Below are 19,223 nucleotides of genomic sequence, written 5' to 3' on the forward strand. Positions count from 1 at the left end.
CTTAGCCTTTCCACGTCCAGTTGCGGATCTCTTCCCGGTCGATGCCCTCGGCGTGCGCATACGCCAGATGTTCGATGATCTGGCCACGCAACCATTCCTTCGCATGGTCGCCGACACCGCGCAGTTTCGGCACGCGATCGATCACGTCGATCGCGAGCGAAAAGCGGTCGACCTGGTTGATGATCGCCAGTTCGAGCGGCGTGTTGATGTTGCCCTTCTCGTGATAACCATGCACATGCAGGTTGTCGTGGTTCGTGCGGTTATAAGTCAGCTTGTGAACCAGCGACGCATACGAGTGGAAATTGAAAATCACCGGTTTGGTGGCGGTAAACAACGAATCGAAATCGCGGTCGGACAAACCGTGCGGATGCGCGTGCTCCGGCATCAACCGGAACAGATCGACCACGTTGACAAAGCGGATCTTCAGGTCGGTGAACTGCTCCTTCAGAATCTGCACGGCGGCGAGCGCCTCCATGGTCGCGATGTCGCCCGCGCAGGCCATCACCAAGTCGGGCTCGACGCCCTGATCCGTCGACGCCCAGTCCCAGATGCCGATACCTTTGGTGCAATGCGTGACCGCCGAGTCCATGTCGAGATACTGCAAATGCGGCTGCTTGTCGGCGACGATCACGTTGACGTAATCGCGCGAACGCAAGCAATGATCGGCGACGCTTAACAGGCAATTCGCGTCAGGCGGCAGATAGATACGCACCACGTCCGGGCTCTTGTTCGTAACGACATCGAGAAAACCGGGGTCCTGATGCGTAAAGCCGTTGTGATCCTGCCGCCACACGAGCGAGGTGATCAGCAGGTTGATCGACGGCACCGGCTGCCGCCAGCCGAGATCGCGTTTCGCTTTCTCCAGCCACTTGGCGTGCTGGTTGAACATGGAATCGATCACGTGCACGAACGCTTCGTAGGTGGCGAACAGGCCGTGCCGGCCGGTCAGCACATAGCCTTCGAACCAGCCTTCGAGCGTGTGTTCGCTGAGCATTTCCATCACGCGGCCGTCCACCGAGAGTTCGCCGCCGTCCGCGTCGCTCGGGACGGTCTGCGCGAGCCAGGTTTTCGCGGACGCTTCATAGATCGCGGTCAGCTTGTTGCTCGCGGTTTCGTCGGGGCCGAACACACGAAAGTTCGTCATGTTCCGGCGCATCACTTCGCACAGGAACTTGCCGAGCACCTCGGTCGGCGATAGATACGAGCCCCCCCGTTTCTTCACCGCGGCCGCGAAATCGCGAAACGCCGGCATGTCGAGCGTCTTGCATAACAGGCCGCCATTCGCGTGAGGATTCGCGCTGATGCGGCGCGCGCCCTTCGGGGCGAGCTCGCGCAACTCCGGCACGAGGCGCCCTGCTTCGTCGAACAGCGACTCGGGCTCGTAACTGCGCAACCAGCTTTCCACCAGCTTCAGACTCTTGCCATTGGTCACCGGATCGAGCACGGGCACCTGATGCGCGCGCCACGAGCCTTCCACCTTGTGGCCGTCGACTTCCTTCGGGCCGGTCCAGCCTTTGGGCGAACGCAGCACGATCATCGGCCAGCGTGGCCGCGACGCGTCGTTGCTCTCGCGCGCATGCTGCTGGATCGCGCGGATTTCTCCGATGCACTGTTCGAGCGTCGCCGCCATCTGTTGATGCATGACGGCGGGATCGTCGCCTTCGACGAAATACGGCTTGTGGCCGTAGCCGGTCAGCAAGGCTTCCAGTTCTTCGCGGGGAATGCGCGCGAGAATGGTCGGATTGGCGATCTTGTAGCCGTTCAGATGCAGTACCGGCAACACCGCGCCGTCACGGATCGGATTGAGGAATTTGTTCGAGTGCCACGAGGTGGCAAGCGGCCCGGTTTCCGCTTCGCCGTCGCCGATCATGACGGTGACGATCAGATCGGGGTTGTCGAACGCGGCGCCGTAGCCGTGCGAGAGGCTATAGCCGAGTTCGCCGCCTTCGTGAATCGAGCCGGGCGTCTCGGGCGTGCAATGCGAGCCGATGCCGCCAGGAAACGAGAACTGCCGGAAGAAGCGCTGCATGCCGGCTTCGTCTTCGCTGCGGTCCGGATAGATTTCCGAGTAATGCCCTTCCAGATAGCAATGCGCGAGCGTGGCCGGCGCACCGTGACCGGGACCCGCCACGTAGATGACATTCAGATCGAGCTTCCTGATCAGCCGGTTAAGATGCACCAACAGGAAACTCTGCCCCGGGTCCGAACCCCAATGGCCCAGCAAACGGTTCTTGATGTGTTCGGGCTTCAGCGGTTCGCGCAGCAGCGGATTGTCGCGCAGATAGATCATGCCGGCCGAAAGGTAGTTGCAGGCGCGCCAGTAGCGATCCATGTTGCGCAACGTATCGGCGTCTAGAACTTGCGGCGGTGTAGGACGGGAAGTTGCTTCAGCCACGGCGTCACTCCTTGAAAAGGACGGTCAGGCGGGTTAACGGGCGCGGCGGCGATGGTTCGTGATGCGGCGGGCGCGCAGAAATCAGCGCACCCGGCCATCCTGTCACGCAGATGACATAACGAAAGCGTAGAGGCCAAACCTCATTGCAGCGGGAATTCATGCCGCTGTTCATGCAGCGAGCCCGTGCACGTCACGCAGTGTGACAGGAAGCGCGCGGCATGGTTCGATGCAATCGTCTCCGGCTTGAGCCAACTACATGTCCGCAATATCGCAGGCACTCAGCATCACGCCGCTTACGCCAGACGTAAGCGCATATTAAGGGAATGCGTTTATCCTCGTGATCTTGTACGCACGGCGGCGGAGCGCATCTGCGCATCCCGCTTTGCCGACCCTCCTTACCTGACCACTCGATCATGCCGACACCCAGCCGCTGGAAAGCACCGTTGATCCTCGTTATCACATTCGTGCTGCTGTTCGCGGGTGTCGCTGTTCTGATCGGTGTGTTCGGCTTGCTGGTCAAGCTGTTCGGACACGGCTGAGCGCCGCTGACGCGGGCGTGGCCGGCGCAAGATGTGTATCCTGAGAGAATCTTGCCGGCGCCATCTTATGGACACTCGTGCGCACTCATGCGTTCGCGAGACGTGCGACGCCCGGCTTTACTGCAAGGAGATGCCATTGACGGACCACGCTGATACTTCCCCGCCCGCCGGCCAGCCGATCGACCCGGAATTGCTCGAACTGGCGCAGCAGGTCTTCGACCTCGCGCGGCGCGGCGATGCCGCGATGCTCGCGGCGGTGATCGAAAAAGGCGTACCGCCGAATTTGCGTAACGACAAGGGCGACAGCCTCGTCATGCTGGCCAGTTACCACGGTCACGTCGAAGCCGTGCGCACGCTGCTCGAACGCGGCGCCGATCCGAACCTGCGCAACGACAACGGGCAGACGCCGATAGCAGGCGCGGCTTTCAAGGGCTTCGACACGGTGATCGAAAGCTTGCTCGCGCATGGTGCGGATGTGGAAGGCGCGTCGCCGGACGGACGCACCGCGTTGATGATCGCCGCGATGTTCAATCGCACGGCGATCATGGAATTGCTGATTGCGCACGGCGCTGATCCGAAAGCGCGCGATGCGAATGGCGTAACGGCCATGGACGCAGCCGGCCGTATGGGCGCCGGCGATGCGCAAGCGCGTTTGAAGGAGCTTGGTTCCTGAGACGCAGCGCGTTTGAAGGAACTTGGCTCTTGAACCGCGGTGAGGCTTGAAGAAACTCGGTTCTTGCGCTGGAGCGGCGTTGGCTTGCGGCGCTTGTTACATCCCTGAGAGCGGGAATGATCCACGCAGACTCGCAAGCGCCGCGAAAGACCTAGCCTTTCTCCGCCAACAGCCACTCCACGTCGATATCCACCAGCTCTCCGATTCGCTCGACGGTCACATCCGCCGGCGGATTGCTGGCGATCTCTTTCGGGTCGAACGCATAGTGCCCCTGGCGGGGAAACACCGTCGTCAGTTTCGCGCCCCACGCCCTTTTCATGGCTGCCAGAATCCGCAGCTTGTCGTCGACCATCACATAGTGGCGGGCGGGATAACACTCCATCACCTGATCGAGCATCAACTCTTTGTGGATGTAGATCAGCACCCGCCCTTCGACCTCATCCCATAGCCCGGAGCGTTCGATCTTGCGCGGCTGGAACACTACATCACCGTCGGAGAGGATAACCGTGGGACCGTGTGCGCTCAGATGCCGCAGCACGTTCAGCGCGCCCGGATACAGACGGCTCGCAAACGGATAGTCGATCAGGAACGAGGACATGAGCAGGAGCCGCGTGTCGCGCGGCCGCTCAAGGCGATAGCGCTGCAGCGCGCCCAGGTAGTCGGCGTAACCGAGCTCCGTGCGCAGCGTCTCGAAGATTTCCCAGTATCGCGCGGCGTTCTGCGCGCCGAACTCCCGCATCATGTGCGCGCGCAGATCGGCCAGCACAAGATCGTTGTCCAGCAGAGTGTTATCGCAATCGAACAGAAACACGACGTCGTGCGGCGTAGCAGTAGTGGCTTGCATCGCGGCTCCCTGGAATCAGCCTTTCGGCCCATCGGACGGCGTGGCCGCTTTCTCGACGTGGCCGCCGAAATCATGCCGCATTGCCGAGAGCACCCGGTTTGCAAAATCCGCTTCGCCGCGCGAACTGAAGCGCGCGAACAGCGCGGCGCTCAGCACCGGCGTGGGCACGCCTTCGTCGATGGCGGCCGCCACCGTCCAGCGCCCCTCGCCCGAATCGGATACGCGCCCTGCGTAGTTCTGCAGATCGGCGTCGCTGACCAGCGAGCCGGCGATCAGATCGAGCAGCCATGAACCGATCACGCTGCCGCGCCGCCAGACCTCGGTGACGTCGGCGAGATTCAGATCGTACTGGTACAACTCGGGACGGCGCAGCGGCGACGTTTCGGCGTCGGCCTCGCGCGCGTGCTTGCCGGCGTCCGCGTGGCGCAGAATGTTCAGCCCCTCGGCGTAGGCGGCCATCATGCCGTACTCGATGCCGTTGTGAACCATCTTGACGAAGTGCCCCGCGCCGTGCGGCCCGCAGTGCAGAAAGCCCTGCTCCGCGGTGCTCGCGCCGCTGACGCGGCCCGGTGTAGCCGGCGCGGCGCCCGCGCCCGGCGCGAGGGTCGAGAAAATCGGTTCGAGCCGCTTCACGACCTCCGGTTCGCCGCCGATCATCAGACAGTAGCCGCGCTCGCGGCCCGCCACGCCGCCACTCGTGCCGACGTCCACATAGTGAAGCTGGCGTTTGGCCAACTCAGCGCTGCGGCGAATGTCGTCGTGATAGTAGGAATTACCGCCGTCGATCACGATGTCGCCAGGCTCCAGCAAAGGCACGAGTTTCTCCAGCGTCATATCGACCACCGCCGCCGGCACCATCAGCCATACGGCGCGGGGCTTCTCGAGTTGCGCGATCAGATCTTCCAGCGACGCCGCGCCCGCCACGCCGTCCTGTTTCAGCTTCTCCACCGCCGCCGGCTGCACGTCGTAAGCGATGCATTGCTGACCGCCCTTCGTCAGACGCCGCACCATGTCGGCGCCCATGCGTCCCAAACCAATCATGCCTAGCTGCATATCTCGCTCCGGAAAGTGCCTCGTTGCGCTGCTCGATTTGCTTCGTTGTACTGCGGCAATGTTTGTGATTTCGCTGCGTGTTCCAATGGCGGCGCGAACGATCGCGCGCGACTACGCTTACTTTAGTTGTGTTTTCCTGCGTGCGCCAAATGCGCGGCAGCCGCGCGTTTGTCTCGTGCTGCGAAGCTGCGCCACCGTATGTATCGAAAGACGATACGCTTCTTTGCAGAGGCTTTGCGCGGCGTAAAAGTTCCTGACATGAGTGGCTGCGCGGCATTGGGCTCGCGCAGGCTTCGATTCGGCTGACGGACCTCTTACACTTCGGCCTCGCAGGCGGGGACTCGAACGGGCTTGAGCGTCTATTGCCGCCTTGCCTGAAGTTTGCCGTATTGCGAACGCACAAAACGCTTTACGGCCTGCCACATCACCGGATAGCGATCGCCCGGCACGGCGAAGAGCACGAGCGCGCATAACGCCAGCAAGCCGCAGAACATAAACGTGCCGCGATAGCCGAACGCCTGCACCAGCAAACCGGACAACACGCCCGAGAGAATCGAGCCGACCCGCGCCGCGTTGAAGAAGAGCGCGGTGGCGCGGCCGGGCGCGTGGGGCATCAGATCCTGCACGTACGTCATGCCCAGACACGAGGTCACCGCGACGACGAACGCGTTGAGCATCTGCATTGGAATCAGCACATGGACATTGCCCGCCAGTGCCATGCCGGCGAAATACACCGCGTGCACCGCAGCACACGCGCCGAGCCAGTTCGGCTTGTGCAACGCCGACGACTTCGCGCCGAGCGCGAGCATCATCGGAATCTCCATCAGGGCGCCGAGGCCGAGCATGATCGACACGTCCAGATGCGTGCCGTTCAGACCGTGCACGATATAGAGCGGCAGCACGATCATGGTGGCGTTCGCGGCAAGGCCGAGCAACGTGAGCGCGGCAACCGCGCGGCGGATGTCGTTGGCCGAGGCGACGCCGGGCAGGTCCTCGTGTGCGTCCTCGCCGAGTGCGGTGAGCGGCGGCACGGTAATCGAAGCGGAAGGTTCGGACGCCGTGTCTTCCACCGTGTGATCGCCCAGATGACCCTGCGGCTCCCGCATGCGCCAGACAATGGCCGCGCAGGCACCGAAACTGGCGGCGGCGAACAGAAAGAGCCCGTAGAAGCTGCTGGCGGCGAGCACCAGCGCGCCCACCGACGGCCCGAACACCCACGCCGCCGAGAGAATCGTCCGCAAGGTCGCGCTGGCGAACACGCGCTCCGCCGGATCGGCTACCGGCAAGGCCGCGCGGCTGAAAGAAAAGACCATGGAAATAGCCGAGCCGCCCGCGCCGATAAAGACGATCCCGACCACCAGCAGCAACCGGTAGTCACGCACGACGCATAAACACAGATAACCTAGCGCCGCCGCCACCAGCGCCGCCAGCAGCAAGGGTCGGTGCCGCCCGCTCGCGTCGCTCCAGCGGCCCGCGAAGGTGCTGGCGAGCACCCCGCTCGCCGCGATCAGCGTCATGAAGACGCCGAGCCTGAACGGCGTCATGCCCGCGCGCTCGACGCCGAACAGGGAAAGATAGGGAGCGGTGAACGACATCGCCACACCGAGCATCAGAGTCGCGGCGGCGAGCGGCTTGAAGCCGGGGATGCGTAGCAGGTCGAAAAAACGTGAGGTTTTCAACACGGGGGCGGAGGATCAGGGAAAGCGAGCCTGCCACGCGCTATGCGCGCCGCAAACTTCGTGGCCGGAACGACCGGGGCATTATCGGCTTAGCTTGCGGGCGCGTAAACCCGCGTCACCGCGTCCCAAAATTGCGAAGCACATTCGCCGGTCGCAGGCCGCAGGATGCGGCACCGGTTACAGCACGACGTAGCCGCGCTTTTCCAGCGTCCAGCGGTGCCACTGATTGCCGTAGAAGCCGCAGGCCATGCCGAACAACACCGACAGCGCCAATCCGATCAGGTCGGCGGTTTCGCCCCACAAGCCCGAGCAGAACAGCAGAAGATTGACCGCCAGCATGACGAACGCGGCAAACCACATTTTCTTCGACAACGCCCAGATGAAACCGAGCAGACACGCGCCCCAACTGAAGCCCGTGGCGACCGCGACGGTTTCGTCCTTGCCCGGGTACCGCAGATAAATCCTTTCGCCCATATCCTTTCCTGACCACGATGATTCGCCGCCGCCTCGCGGCCTTGACGATGTTTACCACGTCATGCCGGCAACTGTGCGAGTCCGCGTGAAATTCACGCTGCCGCGTGCTTCGCCGCACGTTGGTCGGTGCGGCGCTGCCTGACGATCGCGGGCATAGCTGCTACTCTTACCAGATTCACGCGCAGGGAGCGCCATCGCAGCGCAACCCCGCCAGCACAGGTTAAACCGCTTCGGAGCACGCATGGCCACGCAGACCGCCTATTCTTCCAAAGCCCCTTCGCGGGCCGAACTCGATGCCCTGCCGGGCACCACCGTCGTCGAATTCGGCACGGACTGGTGCGGCTACTGCCAGGGTGCGCAAGCATCGATTGCCAAGGCGCTCGAAGCGCATGCGGACGTCCGGCACCTGAAGATAGAAGACGGCCCGGGCCGGCCGCTGGGCCGCTCGTTCAAGGTCAAGCTGTGGCCCACGCTGATCCTCATGCGCAATGGCGCCGAAGTCGCGCGCGTGGTGCGACCGGCGAACGCGACGCAGATCGCTGAGGCGTTCACGTCGCTCTAAATATCTCTTTAATGTCTCTTTAATGTCGAGTTACGTCGAACCGCGTCGTGCTGTACGCACAGCCACTGATGCGCCGCCGCATTGGCCCACGCCACGCAGGAACGAATACGCAAGACCCGACCCACAGCTATCATGCGCCAAGCCATCCATCACCTGAGCGTCAAAGCCCGCAGCCGCGGGCTCGTCGAGTTCACCGACGAAGCTCGCCGCTTCGTCGCCGGGCAAGCCATCGAGACCGGCCTGCTGACGCTCTTTTGCCGTCATACGTCCGCTTCGTTACTGATTCAGGAAAACGCCGACCCTTCGGTGCAGCGCGATCTGGAGCGCTACTTCGCGAGCCTCGCGCCCGAAGACGCCGAGCGTTACGAACACGACGCCGAAGGCCCCGACGACATGCCGGCGCATTTGCGCACAGCGCTCACGCAAGTGCAATTGTCGGTACCGGTCGAACATGGGCAGATGGTGCTCGGCACCTGGCAAGGCTTGTATCTGTTCGAACATCGCCGTCATACGCAGCATCGGGACATCGTGCTGCATCTGCTCGGTGAATGACGGCGCGAGTCGCGGCCGTGTATGTTTCAAGATGCGTTGTTGACAGAGATTCGTTGCAACATTTCATCCGCGAACCGGATTAAAGGGAGCACACCTCATGGACACCCGTAGCGAATTGCAAGCCACCATCAAGGCAATGGTTCAACCCGGCAAAGGCCTTCTCGCCGCCGACGAAAGCGGCCCGACCATCGCCAAACGCTTCAAGACGATCGGCCTCGAATCGAGCGAGGAAAATCGCCGCGCCTATCGCAACCTGTTGCTCACCACGCCCGGACTCGGCGAATTCGTGAGCGGCGTGATTCTCTACGAAGAAACGCTGGGCCAGAAAGCGGACGACGGCACGCCGTTCCCGCAACTCGCCGCGAAAAACGGCATCGTGCCCGGCATCAAGGTGGATCTCGGCAAGATTCCGCTCGCGCTCGCCCCGGGCGACGAAATCACCGAAGGGCTTGACGGACTCGCCCGCCGTTTCGCCGACTACAAACGCCAAGGCGCGCGTTTCGCCAAGTGGCGCGCGGTCTACAACATCACGGCGAGCCTGCCGAGCCGCCTGGCCATCGAGGCGAATGCGGATTCGCTGGCACGCTACGCGGCGATCTCGCAGGAAGCGGGCATCGTGCCGATCGTCGAGCCCGAAGTGCTGATGGACGGCGAGCACACCATCGAGCGCAGCGCCGAGGTCACGGAGGCCGTGCTGCACGAGGTATTCCATGCGTTGCACCGGCATCGCGTGGTCCTCGAACATATTCTGCTCAAGCCGAGCATGGTGATCGCCGGCTCGGAACACGCGCAACAGTCGTCGAGCGCCGATATTGCCGCTCATACCGTGCGGGTGCTCAAGCGCACCGTGCCGTCGGCGGTGCCGGGTATCGTATTTCTGTCCGGCGGCCAGTCGCCGGAAGAAGCGACCGCGAATCTCGACGCCATGAATCGTCTCGGCGCGCTGCCGTGGAATTTGAGCTTTTCCTATGGCCGCGCGTTGCAGGAACCGCCGCTGCAAGCCTGGAGGGGCGAGGCGAGCCACGTCGAGCAGGCACAGCAGGCGCTGCTCAAACGCGCGCGCCTGAACAGCGCTGCCGCGCTGGGCAAGTACGAGGCCGCGCAGGAAAAGAGCTAGCGTGAACGCCGCACGGTCCGTTGCGCGCCGAGATCGGTCGAGAGCAGCGGACCGCGCCAGCGCGTCAAAGCGGCGCCCCGCCGAATGCCTGGCGCTGCGCGAGCGACACGAAGGCCTGCGCGTCGCGCGCCGCCTGCACCACGGCCGCCATGCCGAAGAACTCGTGAGTCGCGCCACGGTAATTGCGATGCTCGACGGGCACGCCCGCGCCGTGCAGCTTCTGCACGAGTTTCTCACCGTCCGAGCGCAGCGGATCGATGCCCGCCGTGACAACGACAGCCGGCGGCAAGCGTGACAGATCGGCGCTCACCACGTCGATCAACGGACTCGTGAGATCGCTCTCGCTATTGATCACGTTATGCAGGAACCACAGCATCATCGGCTTGTTCAAGGGCCGGGCGTTGCGATTCTCTTCATAAGAGATCGACACGATGTTGTTGCTCGCCACCGGATAGATCAACGCCTGGTGCATCGGCATGCGCGTGCCCGTGTCGCGTGCGCGAATCGAAACATTGATCGCGAGATTGGCGCCGGCGCTCTCACCCATTACCGCGATCTTGCCGGGGTCCCCGCCGAGGCTCGCCGCATTGTCCACGAGCCAGCGCCACGCCGCAAACGCGTCTTCGTGGGCGGCCGGCAGCCTGTGCTCGGGCGCCTGCCGGTAGTGCGCGGAAACCACGATCGCCCGGCTTTGCGCGGCCATGGAACGCGGCGTGGCGTCGTAGGTATCGAGATCGGCGATCACCCAGCCGCCGCCATGAAAATACAGAATCAGCGGGAAAGGCCCCTCGCCTTGCGGTGTGTACACGCGCGCGAGATTGCTGCCCGCTGCGCCGGGAATCATGATGTCCTCGGTGCGCACGGCCTCCAGCTCCAGCGCGGGACGCGCGCTGAACGCAGGGTCGTTCAGCAGCTTTGTCACGGCATCGGCGGGCGTGGGTTGCTGGCGCGCTTCGGCTACGGTGCAATCCTCGATTGGCTTGGGGTTCAAACTCCTGAGCGCGTCGAGCACGGCTTTCATGTCGGGATCGGCATGACCCGTGGGATCCATGCCGACCATGCCTTTAATGGTGTCACCGAGTGTCATGGCGATGCTCCTGATGGAAGATTTCACGGATCCATCGAAGCTGTGAACACCGCGCTCGACCCCCGTGCATGCCGTGAGATTCGAGCAAGCGCTATACCTGTCGCATATTCACGCATGGCGGCGCGAAACGGCTAAAGAATTGCGCCGCATAGCGCTCCGGTTTGAAGCGTACGCAGGTGAGGCGGTCGTCGTGTGGTGCATGGCCGAGCCAGCCCGACCAGCCGAGTTGCTGCGGGCCGCCTAAAATGGCCAGCGGCGCGCTCTGCGGTTCGAGACGCAACTCGAGCTCCCACTCGAACTCGAAGCCGACAAACGTCCTGACCCATTCGACGAGCTTCGGCAAATCAGCGCCTCGCGGCGTGAAGCGCAGGTACGCGGCGATATCGAGCGGACCGACGACAATGCGAAAGGTGTGCTGACAGTCGGGCACCTGTTCGCCCAGCAACGCGCCCACCGTCATGGTCGAAGCGGCGCCCGGCTTGCCCAGATAGCTGTGCTCTTCTGCATCGACATCGATCCAGCTGAACACGGATTCCTCGATCTCGACCGGAACGCCGAAGTAGCGCTCTAGCGTCATGCGCAGCCCGTCGGGATTGCGCGCCTCCCGCACGAGGTGCGCCGAAGCCGCGAGCCGTGCATGCGCGGGCAACGCGCCGTGACCGATCTCGCGGATGTCCTGGCCCGTCAGGCTCGCCACATAGAACGAAAAGCGCTCATTGTCAGCGCGATCGAGTCCCGCGGCAGCTTGCGCGGATGCCCAGGCCCGATAAAGCAGCGTCAGATAGCGATGATGGAAGATATCGAGAAAATTGACGAGCGTGGCGTCGTTGCGGCTCTGTTCGCGGTCACGCGCGATTTCGGTCACGTGAATCGGCAACGGTCCGTTCGGCCCGAGCATACCGAGTCCGAACAGGCGCACCTTCAACCGTCCGTCGGCTTCGTCTACGCTCGCGATCTCGCGCGGCGCGAAACACAGGCTGGGTTGCTGCCCGAGACGAAACGGCTCAGCCTGCGGGCGTGACGCCGTTCCGACCGGATCGATCCGCTTGTCGGCGCCAATGCGACGCAGCAGCGCGAGAAATCCGAAGCGCCACGGTTCGGCCTGCAAATGCCCGATCAGCGCCGGCGAGAGTAACGTGCGATGCGTGATCGCCCCGAAAGAAACGCGCTCCATCAGAGCACTCCGCGCGTGTCCATACGCACCGGCCAGCGCGCGACGCGACCGCGCTGCATCGAATGCAGTTCAGTCTGCGTGAACGAATTGATGGACGCGCGGCGCGCGAGATAGTGTTCGAGAATCAGCCCGAACAGATACGGGCTGGTCCCCGAAAAACCGGTTTCGTCGACCGTCAGTTCGCACGCCACGCCGCGACCGAATACCAGCATGCCATTGCCAGTCAGCTTGCGTGTGACAGCACGCGTTTTTACGCCGACGAGACTCTCCACCTGGCGGCGCTGGTCCGTCGTCTCATCCGTCACGAATAGCCGCAACAGATCGCGCAAACCCTGGGCGCAGGCGCGGTGATCGAGATCGTCGAGCGGCAAATAATTGAAGTTGAGCTGGCGAATCAATCGCCATGCCAGTTCGCGCTCGGCATAAGGCGCTTTGGGCGCCGTGGGCCGGCGAATCAGGCCAATGCTGTCTACCGGCCCGCTGTCATCCAGTTCCAGATCATTCACGCCGTCACGTGGGACGAGGCTCGCCAAATCCCGGTTGGTGGCGAGCGCGGCCACCGAGAGGTAGCGAATCTCTTCGCGATACGGCGCCTCGTGCTGATCCACGAGCGACACGTACACCTCCGTGCCGATGTACTGCGTGCGGCTACCATAGCGACGCGCCGAATCGGAAATCAAACGGCGTTCGCGGCGCGTTGAAAAGTAGCGCCCGTAATTATCTTCGTCGTTATTGAGTGACTGATATAGCGGGCGGAACTCGAACTCGGCGGATTCCGTCGTTGCCTGCGCTGTGAGGGATTGGATGGAGAACACTTCGTAGTCCAATGGAGCAGCGCGAGCCGGAATCACCCTGAACTCGGTTTGCGCGCTATTCAACGCGATATTGTCCATGCGCATTGGAAACAGATTGATCACCGGTGTGCAGAAGAGCGCGAAACGTGACGCATCGACCAGATTCGAGAGCCGCTGGGGCGCTCGGTCGAGTAGCACGACAATCTCGACTTCGTCGCCCTTTGTTCTGCGAAAACCCGCCTCGAGTCCAGTCAGCGTGAAAAAGTAGAAGCGGGCCGGACACGCGAAATACTCCTGCAACAGGTTGTGGCCGTGAAATTTCGACCAGGAAAGCGGCAACAGCCCCTGATCGGGATCAAGGCCTTCATGCACCACGGCGTCGCCCGAGACCACTGAAAGCAGCCCACCCGCCACGCCGAATTCGCGAGGCGCGCCCGTAATCGACGCTACGCTCGCCGTGTGCAGCAATTCGAAGAGATGCGATGCAATCTGCTCGTCGCCCGTCAGATAAACGGGCAGCCTGTCCAGGTGCCGCAGACAGGCAATGTCCATTCCGTTGAGCGTGCGCAATCGCAGTCGCAGCGCTCCGCGCACGTCGGTATTGGCCGGCAGATAACGTTCGAGCGCGGGCATGTCCGGCGGAACGCCGGTCAAGCGCGCCTCGACGATTTCGAGCGGATAGAGCATGACGTCCTGACTACTCTGGAAGCGGCAAACCGTATTTTCGCCGGGAGGCATACGCGATCTGAGTGTCGAACCGCGCGGCACCCGAAAACCTTCGGCCGCGTTGACGTACTTGCGCCCCGGAAAGAAACGCGCAACGGCCATGGAAGGCGTGGGCGCGACGTAGTTGGGATACAGCACATCGAGCAGATGCCCGGTGAAACGCGGAAATTCCGCGTCGAGCTTGATCTGCATGCGCGCGGCCATCAAGCAGAACGACTCGATCAGACGTTCGACGTACGGGTCGGCCATATCGCCCGCTTTCATGCCGAGGCGTTGGGCGATCCGGGGATGAGCCTGCGCGAACGCGGGAGCAAGCTCGCGCATGTCAATCAGCTCCTGATTGTAGTAATCCAGCAGTCGAGGATCCATCGGCGATTTGGTGTTGTTCTTGTGGCGGACTCGCTGACACGGCACGTGCGTCGCGCGAAACGTCTGTCCGCATGTGAATCCCGATGTACGTCCAATCAGCGACTGCCGCATTTTTACCCGGCACTGGAAAGCGTTCAATCAGCGTCACGGGGAAATAATCGCCAACTACTCAGGGGGGCGTGTCGGCGGGGCACATCCACATAACTGAAATCGTTATGGAAGGTTAACTTTCATGAGGATTACCGAGTGAACTGTGAGCGGGTTGTCCCCTACGTACCGAGGAAGAAAGCGTAAAGCCTGACTCAGCGTTGTTCGCCGCGTCAGGCCTTTTCGTCACTGCCCCTTTGTATCGCTGCTGGCATCCGCACCCGGCATATTGGTAGAGTCGGTTGCAGGCTTGCTCGCCTTCGAGGACTTCGTGTGATGCTTTTTGGTCGACTTGGAATGCGCCGTCGCGCCCGATGCCTGCATGTCTCCACCTTCGCGGGTCGCGCCGGCCGTGGTGCCGGCATTCGGATCGTTGCCAGCCGGGCCACCACCGCCGCCACCCGCGCCCTGCGCCATGGCGAGCGAAGAAGCGGCGAGCAAGGTCGAGATGAGCAACACGCTGCGGGTTTTGTTTCCGATGTTCATGACATTCTCCGGTTCGAAAGAGAAGCGGGTTGCGCCGGCTCCAGCCCGACACGCATACCTCGTCCTCTTTTCAGCAAGGGCTGTGCCGCGAGTCATGAAATGCTTCCAACACGCAACGCCACGCGTTACGGCCTGCGAGCTTACGGTTCGCAAACTACGAGCGCGTGCAATTCGTCGATATTGAATGGCTTGGCGAGAATCGCCACGCCTAGCCGCCGCGCGCGTTCGAGTTCGTCGGCGTAGCCGGTCATCAAGGCGATCTTCTGCGACGGCCACGCGCTGCGCACTTTCTCCGCGAGGTCGATGCCGTTGAGCTTGCCCGGCATCTGGATATCGGAGAGCACGAGCTCGAAGCGCGCGCCGCCCGTGAGCAGGTCGAGCGCCTGATCGGCGGTCGGTTCATGGCGTACCTCGCAGCCGAAGGTTTCCAGCACCGCCGCCACACCCGCCGCGACGTCCTCGTTGTCCTCCACCAGAAGCACCACGCCGCTCGGCGCGGGCACCGCCGCCTGCGCCGTTTCGATTTGCGTCGCCGTCGCCTTCTGACGTTCGCGATATCGCGGCAGATATAACCTGACCGTCGTGCCGCTGCCCGGCACGCTTTCGATCTTTGCCGTGCCGCCGGCCTGTTCGCACATGGAAAGCACCTGCGCGAGCCCGAGACCGGTGCCCGAGCCGCGCAGCTTGGTGGTAAAGAGCGGTTCGAACGCGCGCCGCGCGACGGCTTCGGGCATGCCTTCGCCGTCGTCGGAACAGGCAATCAGCACATACTCGCCGTCGGGCAGCAAGGTGTCGCTGCCGACCAGCCGGTTGTTCTGACAACGAATCACGAAGCGTCCGCCGCGCGGCATCGCGTCGCGCGCGTTGACGGCCAGGTTCATGATCGCGTATTCGAGGTCGGTCGGATCGGCCAGCACCTGCCAGACGCTGTCGACCATGTTCAGCGCCAGTTCCACATTGTCGCCGAGCGCCGCGTCGATCAGCGGCGCGGCTGCGGGCAACCATGTGGCGAGATCGAGCGGCTCCTGTTTGAGCGGCTGCTTGCGCGCCACACTCAGAAGGCGGCGTGTGAGCGATTCGGCCGTGGCGGTGGCGCGCTCCACCGCGAGCACTTCTTTCTCCACCTGGTTGAAGCGTTTGAGCCGTGCGAGTTCCGTGTTGGCGGAGACCACCATCAGCAGATTGTTGAAATCGTGCGCGACATTCGCCACGAGATTGCCGAGCGCGCCCATGCGTTGCAGTTGCCGGCTCGAAGCCTCGGCTGAAAGACGCATCGCCACTTCGCCCTGCCAGCGTTCCCACGCGCGGCGCTCGCCTTCCAGTTGACGCAGCGAGTAAAGCACCAGCAGCCAGATGGCGAGACAGGGCACGGCCGTCAGCGCAGCGATCAGAATGAAATGCTGCCGCCATGCCGCACCGATCGACGAGGTCGCGTACGCGCTCATCACATAGAGCGGATAGTCGCCCACGCGGCGGAATGCCAACAGGCGCTCGACGCCGTCCACGGTCGAGTTCAAACGGACGTGGCCGAACAATTGTTTGTCACGCAACGCCTGCGTGAATTTGCTTTGCGGAGTGGGCTTCGCGCCCGCCGGCCAGGGCGGATAGCGGACCAGTAGATTGCCGTCCTGGCGATACAGGCCCATCGCCAGCGACGAATCGCCATTCGTCAGTTCACGATAGAAGCGCGAAAAGTACTCGTTGCGCAGCGCGACCGACACTACGCCGAGGAAGCGGCCATCGGCGTCCGAGCGCCCTGTCGCGGTGGTGAACACGTTGGTTTGCGACAGTGGCCCGAACATCGGCAACGAAAAATACTGCTGCGGACGCATCGCCTTGGCGGACAGGAAGTCTTCACGCTGTCCGATCGAGATGGCGGGGGCGGGAAATACGCGGCTCGACACGAGCAGATCGCCTTTCGCGCCGAGCAGGTAAATGGACGACACTTGCGGAAAGTCGCCGCCGATTTCACGCAGACGATCATGCAGCATGGCTTCGCGTGCGCGAATCTGCGTTTCGTCCTCGTTGCCGAGCAACTCGACAATGCGTGAGGACATCTGCTGATTGAGGTCAAGCACCTTCACCGCCTGTTCCTCGGCAACGCGCGCGAGCCGCTCGATCATGTCGTCGGAATCGGCAATCCGGCGCTGGTAGTCGAAGTAGCCGTAGCCCGCGAGGCAGATCAGAGGAAACACAATCGAGACCGCGAGCACGATCAGAAGCATGCGCCGCGTCGCCGCGAAATTGCGCGAGGGCATCGGGACATCGACTGCGACACGTTCCGCACGCTGCACGGTCAAGCTCTCCGTGAAAGGACAAGATGGGTGAAGGAAAGTACGCCACGCGATGTGCCGCGCACGGTCGTACGCTCGGTCGTGCGCTATTTCCCTTCCCCGGAATTTACCGCACTTCAGGCGTTCTCCATAGCGCGGCAGCCGTGGAACAGGCGCTTGAACAGATGCAAACAGTTGGGCACGTGGATTGCTGCACCACGGGAATTCAGCAGGATGAAAGGCGCGCTGCGATAAGCGCATCGTTGCGCATTGCGCGCCGCCTGCGCCGTCACGTTTCATCGTCCGTGAGGAGCCCGCCATGCCCACGATTGCCCGACGCGTCGCCCAGCTATCGCAATTGCGATCGGACCGCGCCGAACGCTTCGTCGTGGATGGCGAAGCGATCCTGCTGGTGCGCGACGGCGATACCGTGCACGCCTATTCCGCCGATTGCCCGCACGCCGGCGCACCGCTGGAAGAAGGCGCGCTGTGCCACGGCCGGATTATCTGCCCGTGGCACAAGGCAACGTTCGACGTCGCCACGGGCAACGTGCTCGAACCGCCCGCTCTGGTCGCGCTCGACCACTATCCCGTGGTCGTCGCCGGCGACGATGTAATGGTGACGCCGGAAAAATTACCGCAACCCGTGCGCAACGCAAGTGACCTAAAACCGCACTACGTTGTAATCGGCGCGGGCGCGGCAGGTGCCGCGGCTTGCGCAGCCCTGCGCGAATGCGGCTTTAGAGGCCATCTGACGCTGATCGGAGCAGAGCCGCATGCGCCCTACGACCGCACGGCGTTGAGCAAATTCGTGCCGTCCGGTGAAATGCCGGCCGCCGACGTGCCGCCGCTTCTACCGCAAGACTGGTTCGAGCGGCATGACGTGGAGCGGATCGTTGGCAACGTCGCACGGCTCGATGTGCCCGGCCGCACGATTCATTTCGAAACCGGCGGCGAGCTGACTTACGACACCGCCTTGCTCGCCACCGGCAGCGTACCGAAGTTACCCGCGATTCCGGGCGTCGAACTCGGCGGCGTGCACGTGCTGCGCAGTCTCGACGACGCCGCCGCACTCGTCGATGCAATCGGCGACGATGCCGGGCAAACTCAGGTGGCGATTCTCGGCAGCAGTTTCATCGGACTCGAAACGGCTTCCGCGCTGCGCAAACGCGGTGCGCCGGTCACCGTTATCTCGCCGGAGAAAGTGCCGTTCGCGAAGCAGTTTGGCGAGCGCGCCGGCGTCATGTTCCGCGAGCTTCACGAGAGACATGGCGTGGTGTTCCGTCTTGAGGCGAAGGTCGCCTCGCTCGAAGGCGAGGAAGGCGACGTCCACGAGGTCATGCTCGAGAATGGCGACGCCATCTCGGCCGATCTCGTCTTGTTGGGCACGGGCGTCGCGCCGGCCACCGGTTTTGTCGAAGGACTGCCGCTGCAGAAAGACGGCGGCGTGATCGTCAACGCCGGCATGCAAGCCGCGCCCGGCCTGTATGCGGCGGGGGATATCGCGGCGTTTCCGTTGCATGAGGACGAGGAACCGTTGCGCATCGAACACTGGCGCGTGGCACAGCAACATGCGCGCATTGCCGCGCAAAACATGTGCGGAGCACGCCATCGCTACGCCGGCGTGCCGTATTTCTGGACCTATCACTTCGGCAAACGCTTCGAATATCTCGGCCATGCGAACGAGTGGGACGAGATCGTGATTGACGGCGACCTGGATCAGCAGCAATTCGTCGCGCTGTACGTGAAGGACGCCAGGGTGATCGCGGCGCTGGCCTGCGAACGCGAAGCGCAGACCGCTCGCCTGATCGATGCCATGGCGCGAGGCGTGTCGCGCGCGGATGCGCTGGCGATGATCAGCGACGCATCGTGCGTCGCGCAATGAACAATTCAACACTAACGACCCGCGCAGAACGATAGCGCGACGTAAGGCAACACCCGGATCGGCCCGCGTGGCTGGCCACGCCGACTCGATGATGACTCAATGACCTGAAGGAGAAGCACCATGACAGAACAGAAGGAAAAGCACCCGCACTCGAACAAGAGCGAAAAGCAGATCGACCGCGAGGTCGAAGACAGCTTCCCCGCGAGCGACCCGCCCTCCACGGGCGGCACCACGAAGATCGTCCCGGACAAGGAGGCTACTTCGAAAGAGAAGTCGGCAGCGAAGAAACCCGCTAGCCATTAAACGTTGTTGGTCGGATACGAATTGCCCGGACGCACTGCGGACGGGCGATTTTTTTCGCCCTACACAACTGCAATCCTAGCGGACGATGGGG

At 62.9% G+C, this 19,223-nt stretch carries 17 protein-coding genes; 7 read left to right on the forward strand and 10 right to left on the reverse strand.

Annotated features, from left to right (window positions below; all coding sequences use genetic code 11):
- Position 1: 1 nt before the first annotated feature.
- A complete protein-coding gene (locus P0D70_RS07340) occupies positions 2-2,395 on the reverse strand; it encodes a phosphoketolase family protein (protein ID WP_408183927.1) in 2,394 nt (797 codons plus the stop codon).
- 413 nt (positions 2,396-2,808) lie between these two features.
- On the opposite strand from P0D70_RS07340, the gene P0D70_RS07345 reads away from it, so the two are divergent.
- Together P0D70_RS07345 and P0D70_RS07350 are read left to right on the forward strand one after the other, a co-directional pair.
- Positions 2,809-2,934, forward strand: a complete 126-nt coding sequence (locus P0D70_RS07345; protein WP_286162203.1) for a hypothetical protein — start codon at positions 2,809-2,811, stop codon at positions 2,932-2,934.
- Between the two features lie 136 nt (positions 2,935-3,070).
- On the forward strand, positions 3,071-3,607 hold the full coding sequence (locus tag P0D70_RS07350) for an ankyrin repeat domain-containing protein (RefSeq protein ID WP_408183928.1): 537 nt from the start codon (positions 3,071-3,073) through the stop codon (positions 3,605-3,607).
- Positions 3,608-3,758: 151 nt separating this feature from the next.
- Here P0D70_RS07350 and P0D70_RS07355 read toward each other — a convergent pair whose 3' ends face one another.
- From P0D70_RS07355 to P0D70_RS07370, 4 genes are all read right to left on the reverse strand, one after another.
- Entirely contained in the window at positions 3,759-4,451 is a 693-nt protein-coding gene (locus P0D70_RS07355; protein ID WP_091808317.1) for an HAD family hydrolase, read from the reverse strand.
- A 15-nt stretch (positions 4,452-4,466) separates the two neighbouring features.
- Positions 4,467-5,564 carry a phosphogluconate dehydrogenase (NAD(+)-dependent, decarboxylating) gene (gene gnd, locus P0D70_RS07360; protein WP_408183968.1) on the reverse strand — a complete coding sequence of 366 codons (1,098 nt, stop codon included), beginning with the start codon at positions 5,562-5,564 and terminating at the stop codon, positions 4,467-4,469.
- A gap of 299 nt (positions 5,565-5,863) precedes the next feature.
- Positions 5,864-7,186 carry a sugar efflux transporter gene (locus P0D70_RS07365; RefSeq protein WP_408183929.1) on the reverse strand — a complete coding sequence of 441 codons (1,323 nt, stop codon included), beginning with the start codon at positions 7,184-7,186 and terminating at the stop codon, positions 5,864-5,866.
- 174 nt (positions 7,187-7,360) lie between these two features.
- Positions 7,361-7,657 (reverse strand): DUF2628 domain-containing protein, encoded by a 297-nt coding sequence (locus P0D70_RS07370; protein ID WP_408183930.1) that lies wholly within the window; start codon positions 7,655-7,657, stop codon positions 7,361-7,363.
- A 241-nt stretch (positions 7,658-7,898) separates the two neighbouring features.
- Here P0D70_RS07370 and P0D70_RS07375 point away from each other — a divergent pair, with 241 nt between their 5' ends.
- The 3 genes from P0D70_RS07375 (at position 7,899) to P0D70_RS07385 (ending at position 9,888) form a co-directional block, all read left to right on the forward strand.
- Positions 7,899-8,219: a thioredoxin family protein gene (locus P0D70_RS07375; protein ID WP_408183931.1), complete on the forward strand. Its 321-nt coding sequence runs from the start codon at positions 7,899-7,901 to the stop codon at positions 8,217-8,219.
- 132 nt (positions 8,220-8,351) lie between these two features.
- The gene (locus P0D70_RS07380; protein ID WP_091808304.1) at positions 8,352-8,771 is read left to right on the forward strand and encodes a secondary thiamine-phosphate synthase enzyme YjbQ; all 420 of its coding nucleotides are present in this window, start codon (positions 8,352-8,354) and stop codon (positions 8,769-8,771) included.
- 97 nt (positions 8,772-8,868) lie between these two features.
- Positions 8,869-9,888 (forward strand): class I fructose-bisphosphate aldolase, encoded by a 1,020-nt coding sequence (locus tag P0D70_RS07385; protein ID WP_091808302.1) that lies wholly within the window; start codon positions 8,869-8,871, stop codon positions 9,886-9,888.
- Positions 9,889-9,952: 64 nt separating this feature from the next.
- Here P0D70_RS07385 and P0D70_RS07390 read toward each other — a convergent pair whose 3' ends face one another.
- The 5 genes from P0D70_RS07390 to P0D70_RS07410 form a co-directional block, all read right to left on the reverse strand.
- Positions 9,953-10,975 (reverse strand): alpha/beta hydrolase, encoded by a 1,023-nt coding sequence (locus P0D70_RS07390; protein ID WP_408183932.1) that lies wholly within the window; start codon positions 10,973-10,975, stop codon positions 9,953-9,955.
- Between the two features lie 91 nt (positions 10,976-11,066).
- Positions 11,067-12,149: a type VI secretion system baseplate subunit TssG gene (gene tssG / locus P0D70_RS07395; RefSeq protein ID WP_408183933.1), complete on the reverse strand. Its 1,083-nt coding sequence runs from the start codon at positions 12,147-12,149 to the stop codon at positions 11,067-11,069.
- Positions 12,149-14,038, reverse strand: coding sequence for a type VI secretion system baseplate subunit TssF (gene tssF / locus P0D70_RS07400; protein WP_408183934.1), 1,890 nt, complete (start codon positions 14,036-14,038; stop codon positions 12,149-12,151). The genes tssG and tssF overlap by 1 nt, the downstream gene beginning before the upstream one ends.
- 333 nt (positions 14,039-14,371) lie before the next feature.
- Positions 14,372-14,671, reverse strand: a complete 300-nt coding sequence (locus P0D70_RS07405) for a hypothetical protein (protein ID WP_408183935.1) — start codon at positions 14,669-14,671, stop codon at positions 14,372-14,374.
- 140 nt (positions 14,672-14,811) lie between these two features.
- Positions 14,812-16,965 (reverse strand): hybrid sensor histidine kinase/response regulator family protein, encoded by a 2,154-nt coding sequence (locus P0D70_RS07410; protein ID WP_408183936.1) that lies wholly within the window; start codon positions 16,963-16,965, stop codon positions 14,812-14,814.
- Positions 16,966-17,263: 298 nt separating this feature from the next.
- On the opposite strand from P0D70_RS07410, the gene P0D70_RS07415 reads away from it, so the two are divergent.
- Together P0D70_RS07415 and P0D70_RS07420 are read left to right on the forward strand one after the other, a co-directional pair.
- Entirely contained in the window at positions 17,264-18,829 is a 1,566-nt protein-coding gene (locus P0D70_RS07415; protein ID WP_408183937.1) for an FAD-dependent oxidoreductase, read from the forward strand.
- 120 nt (positions 18,830-18,949) lie between these two features.
- Positions 18,950-19,132, forward strand: a complete 183-nt coding sequence (locus P0D70_RS07420) for a hypothetical protein (RefSeq protein WP_408183938.1) — start codon at positions 18,950-18,952, stop codon at positions 19,130-19,132.
- Positions 19,133-19,223 lie beyond the last annotated feature (91 nt).

Origin of the sequence: Paraburkholderia sp. RL17-381-BIF-C, assembly GCF_046026435.1 — a bacterium.
Classification (GTDB): Bacteria; Pseudomonadota; Gammaproteobacteria; order Burkholderiales; family Burkholderiaceae; genus Paraburkholderia.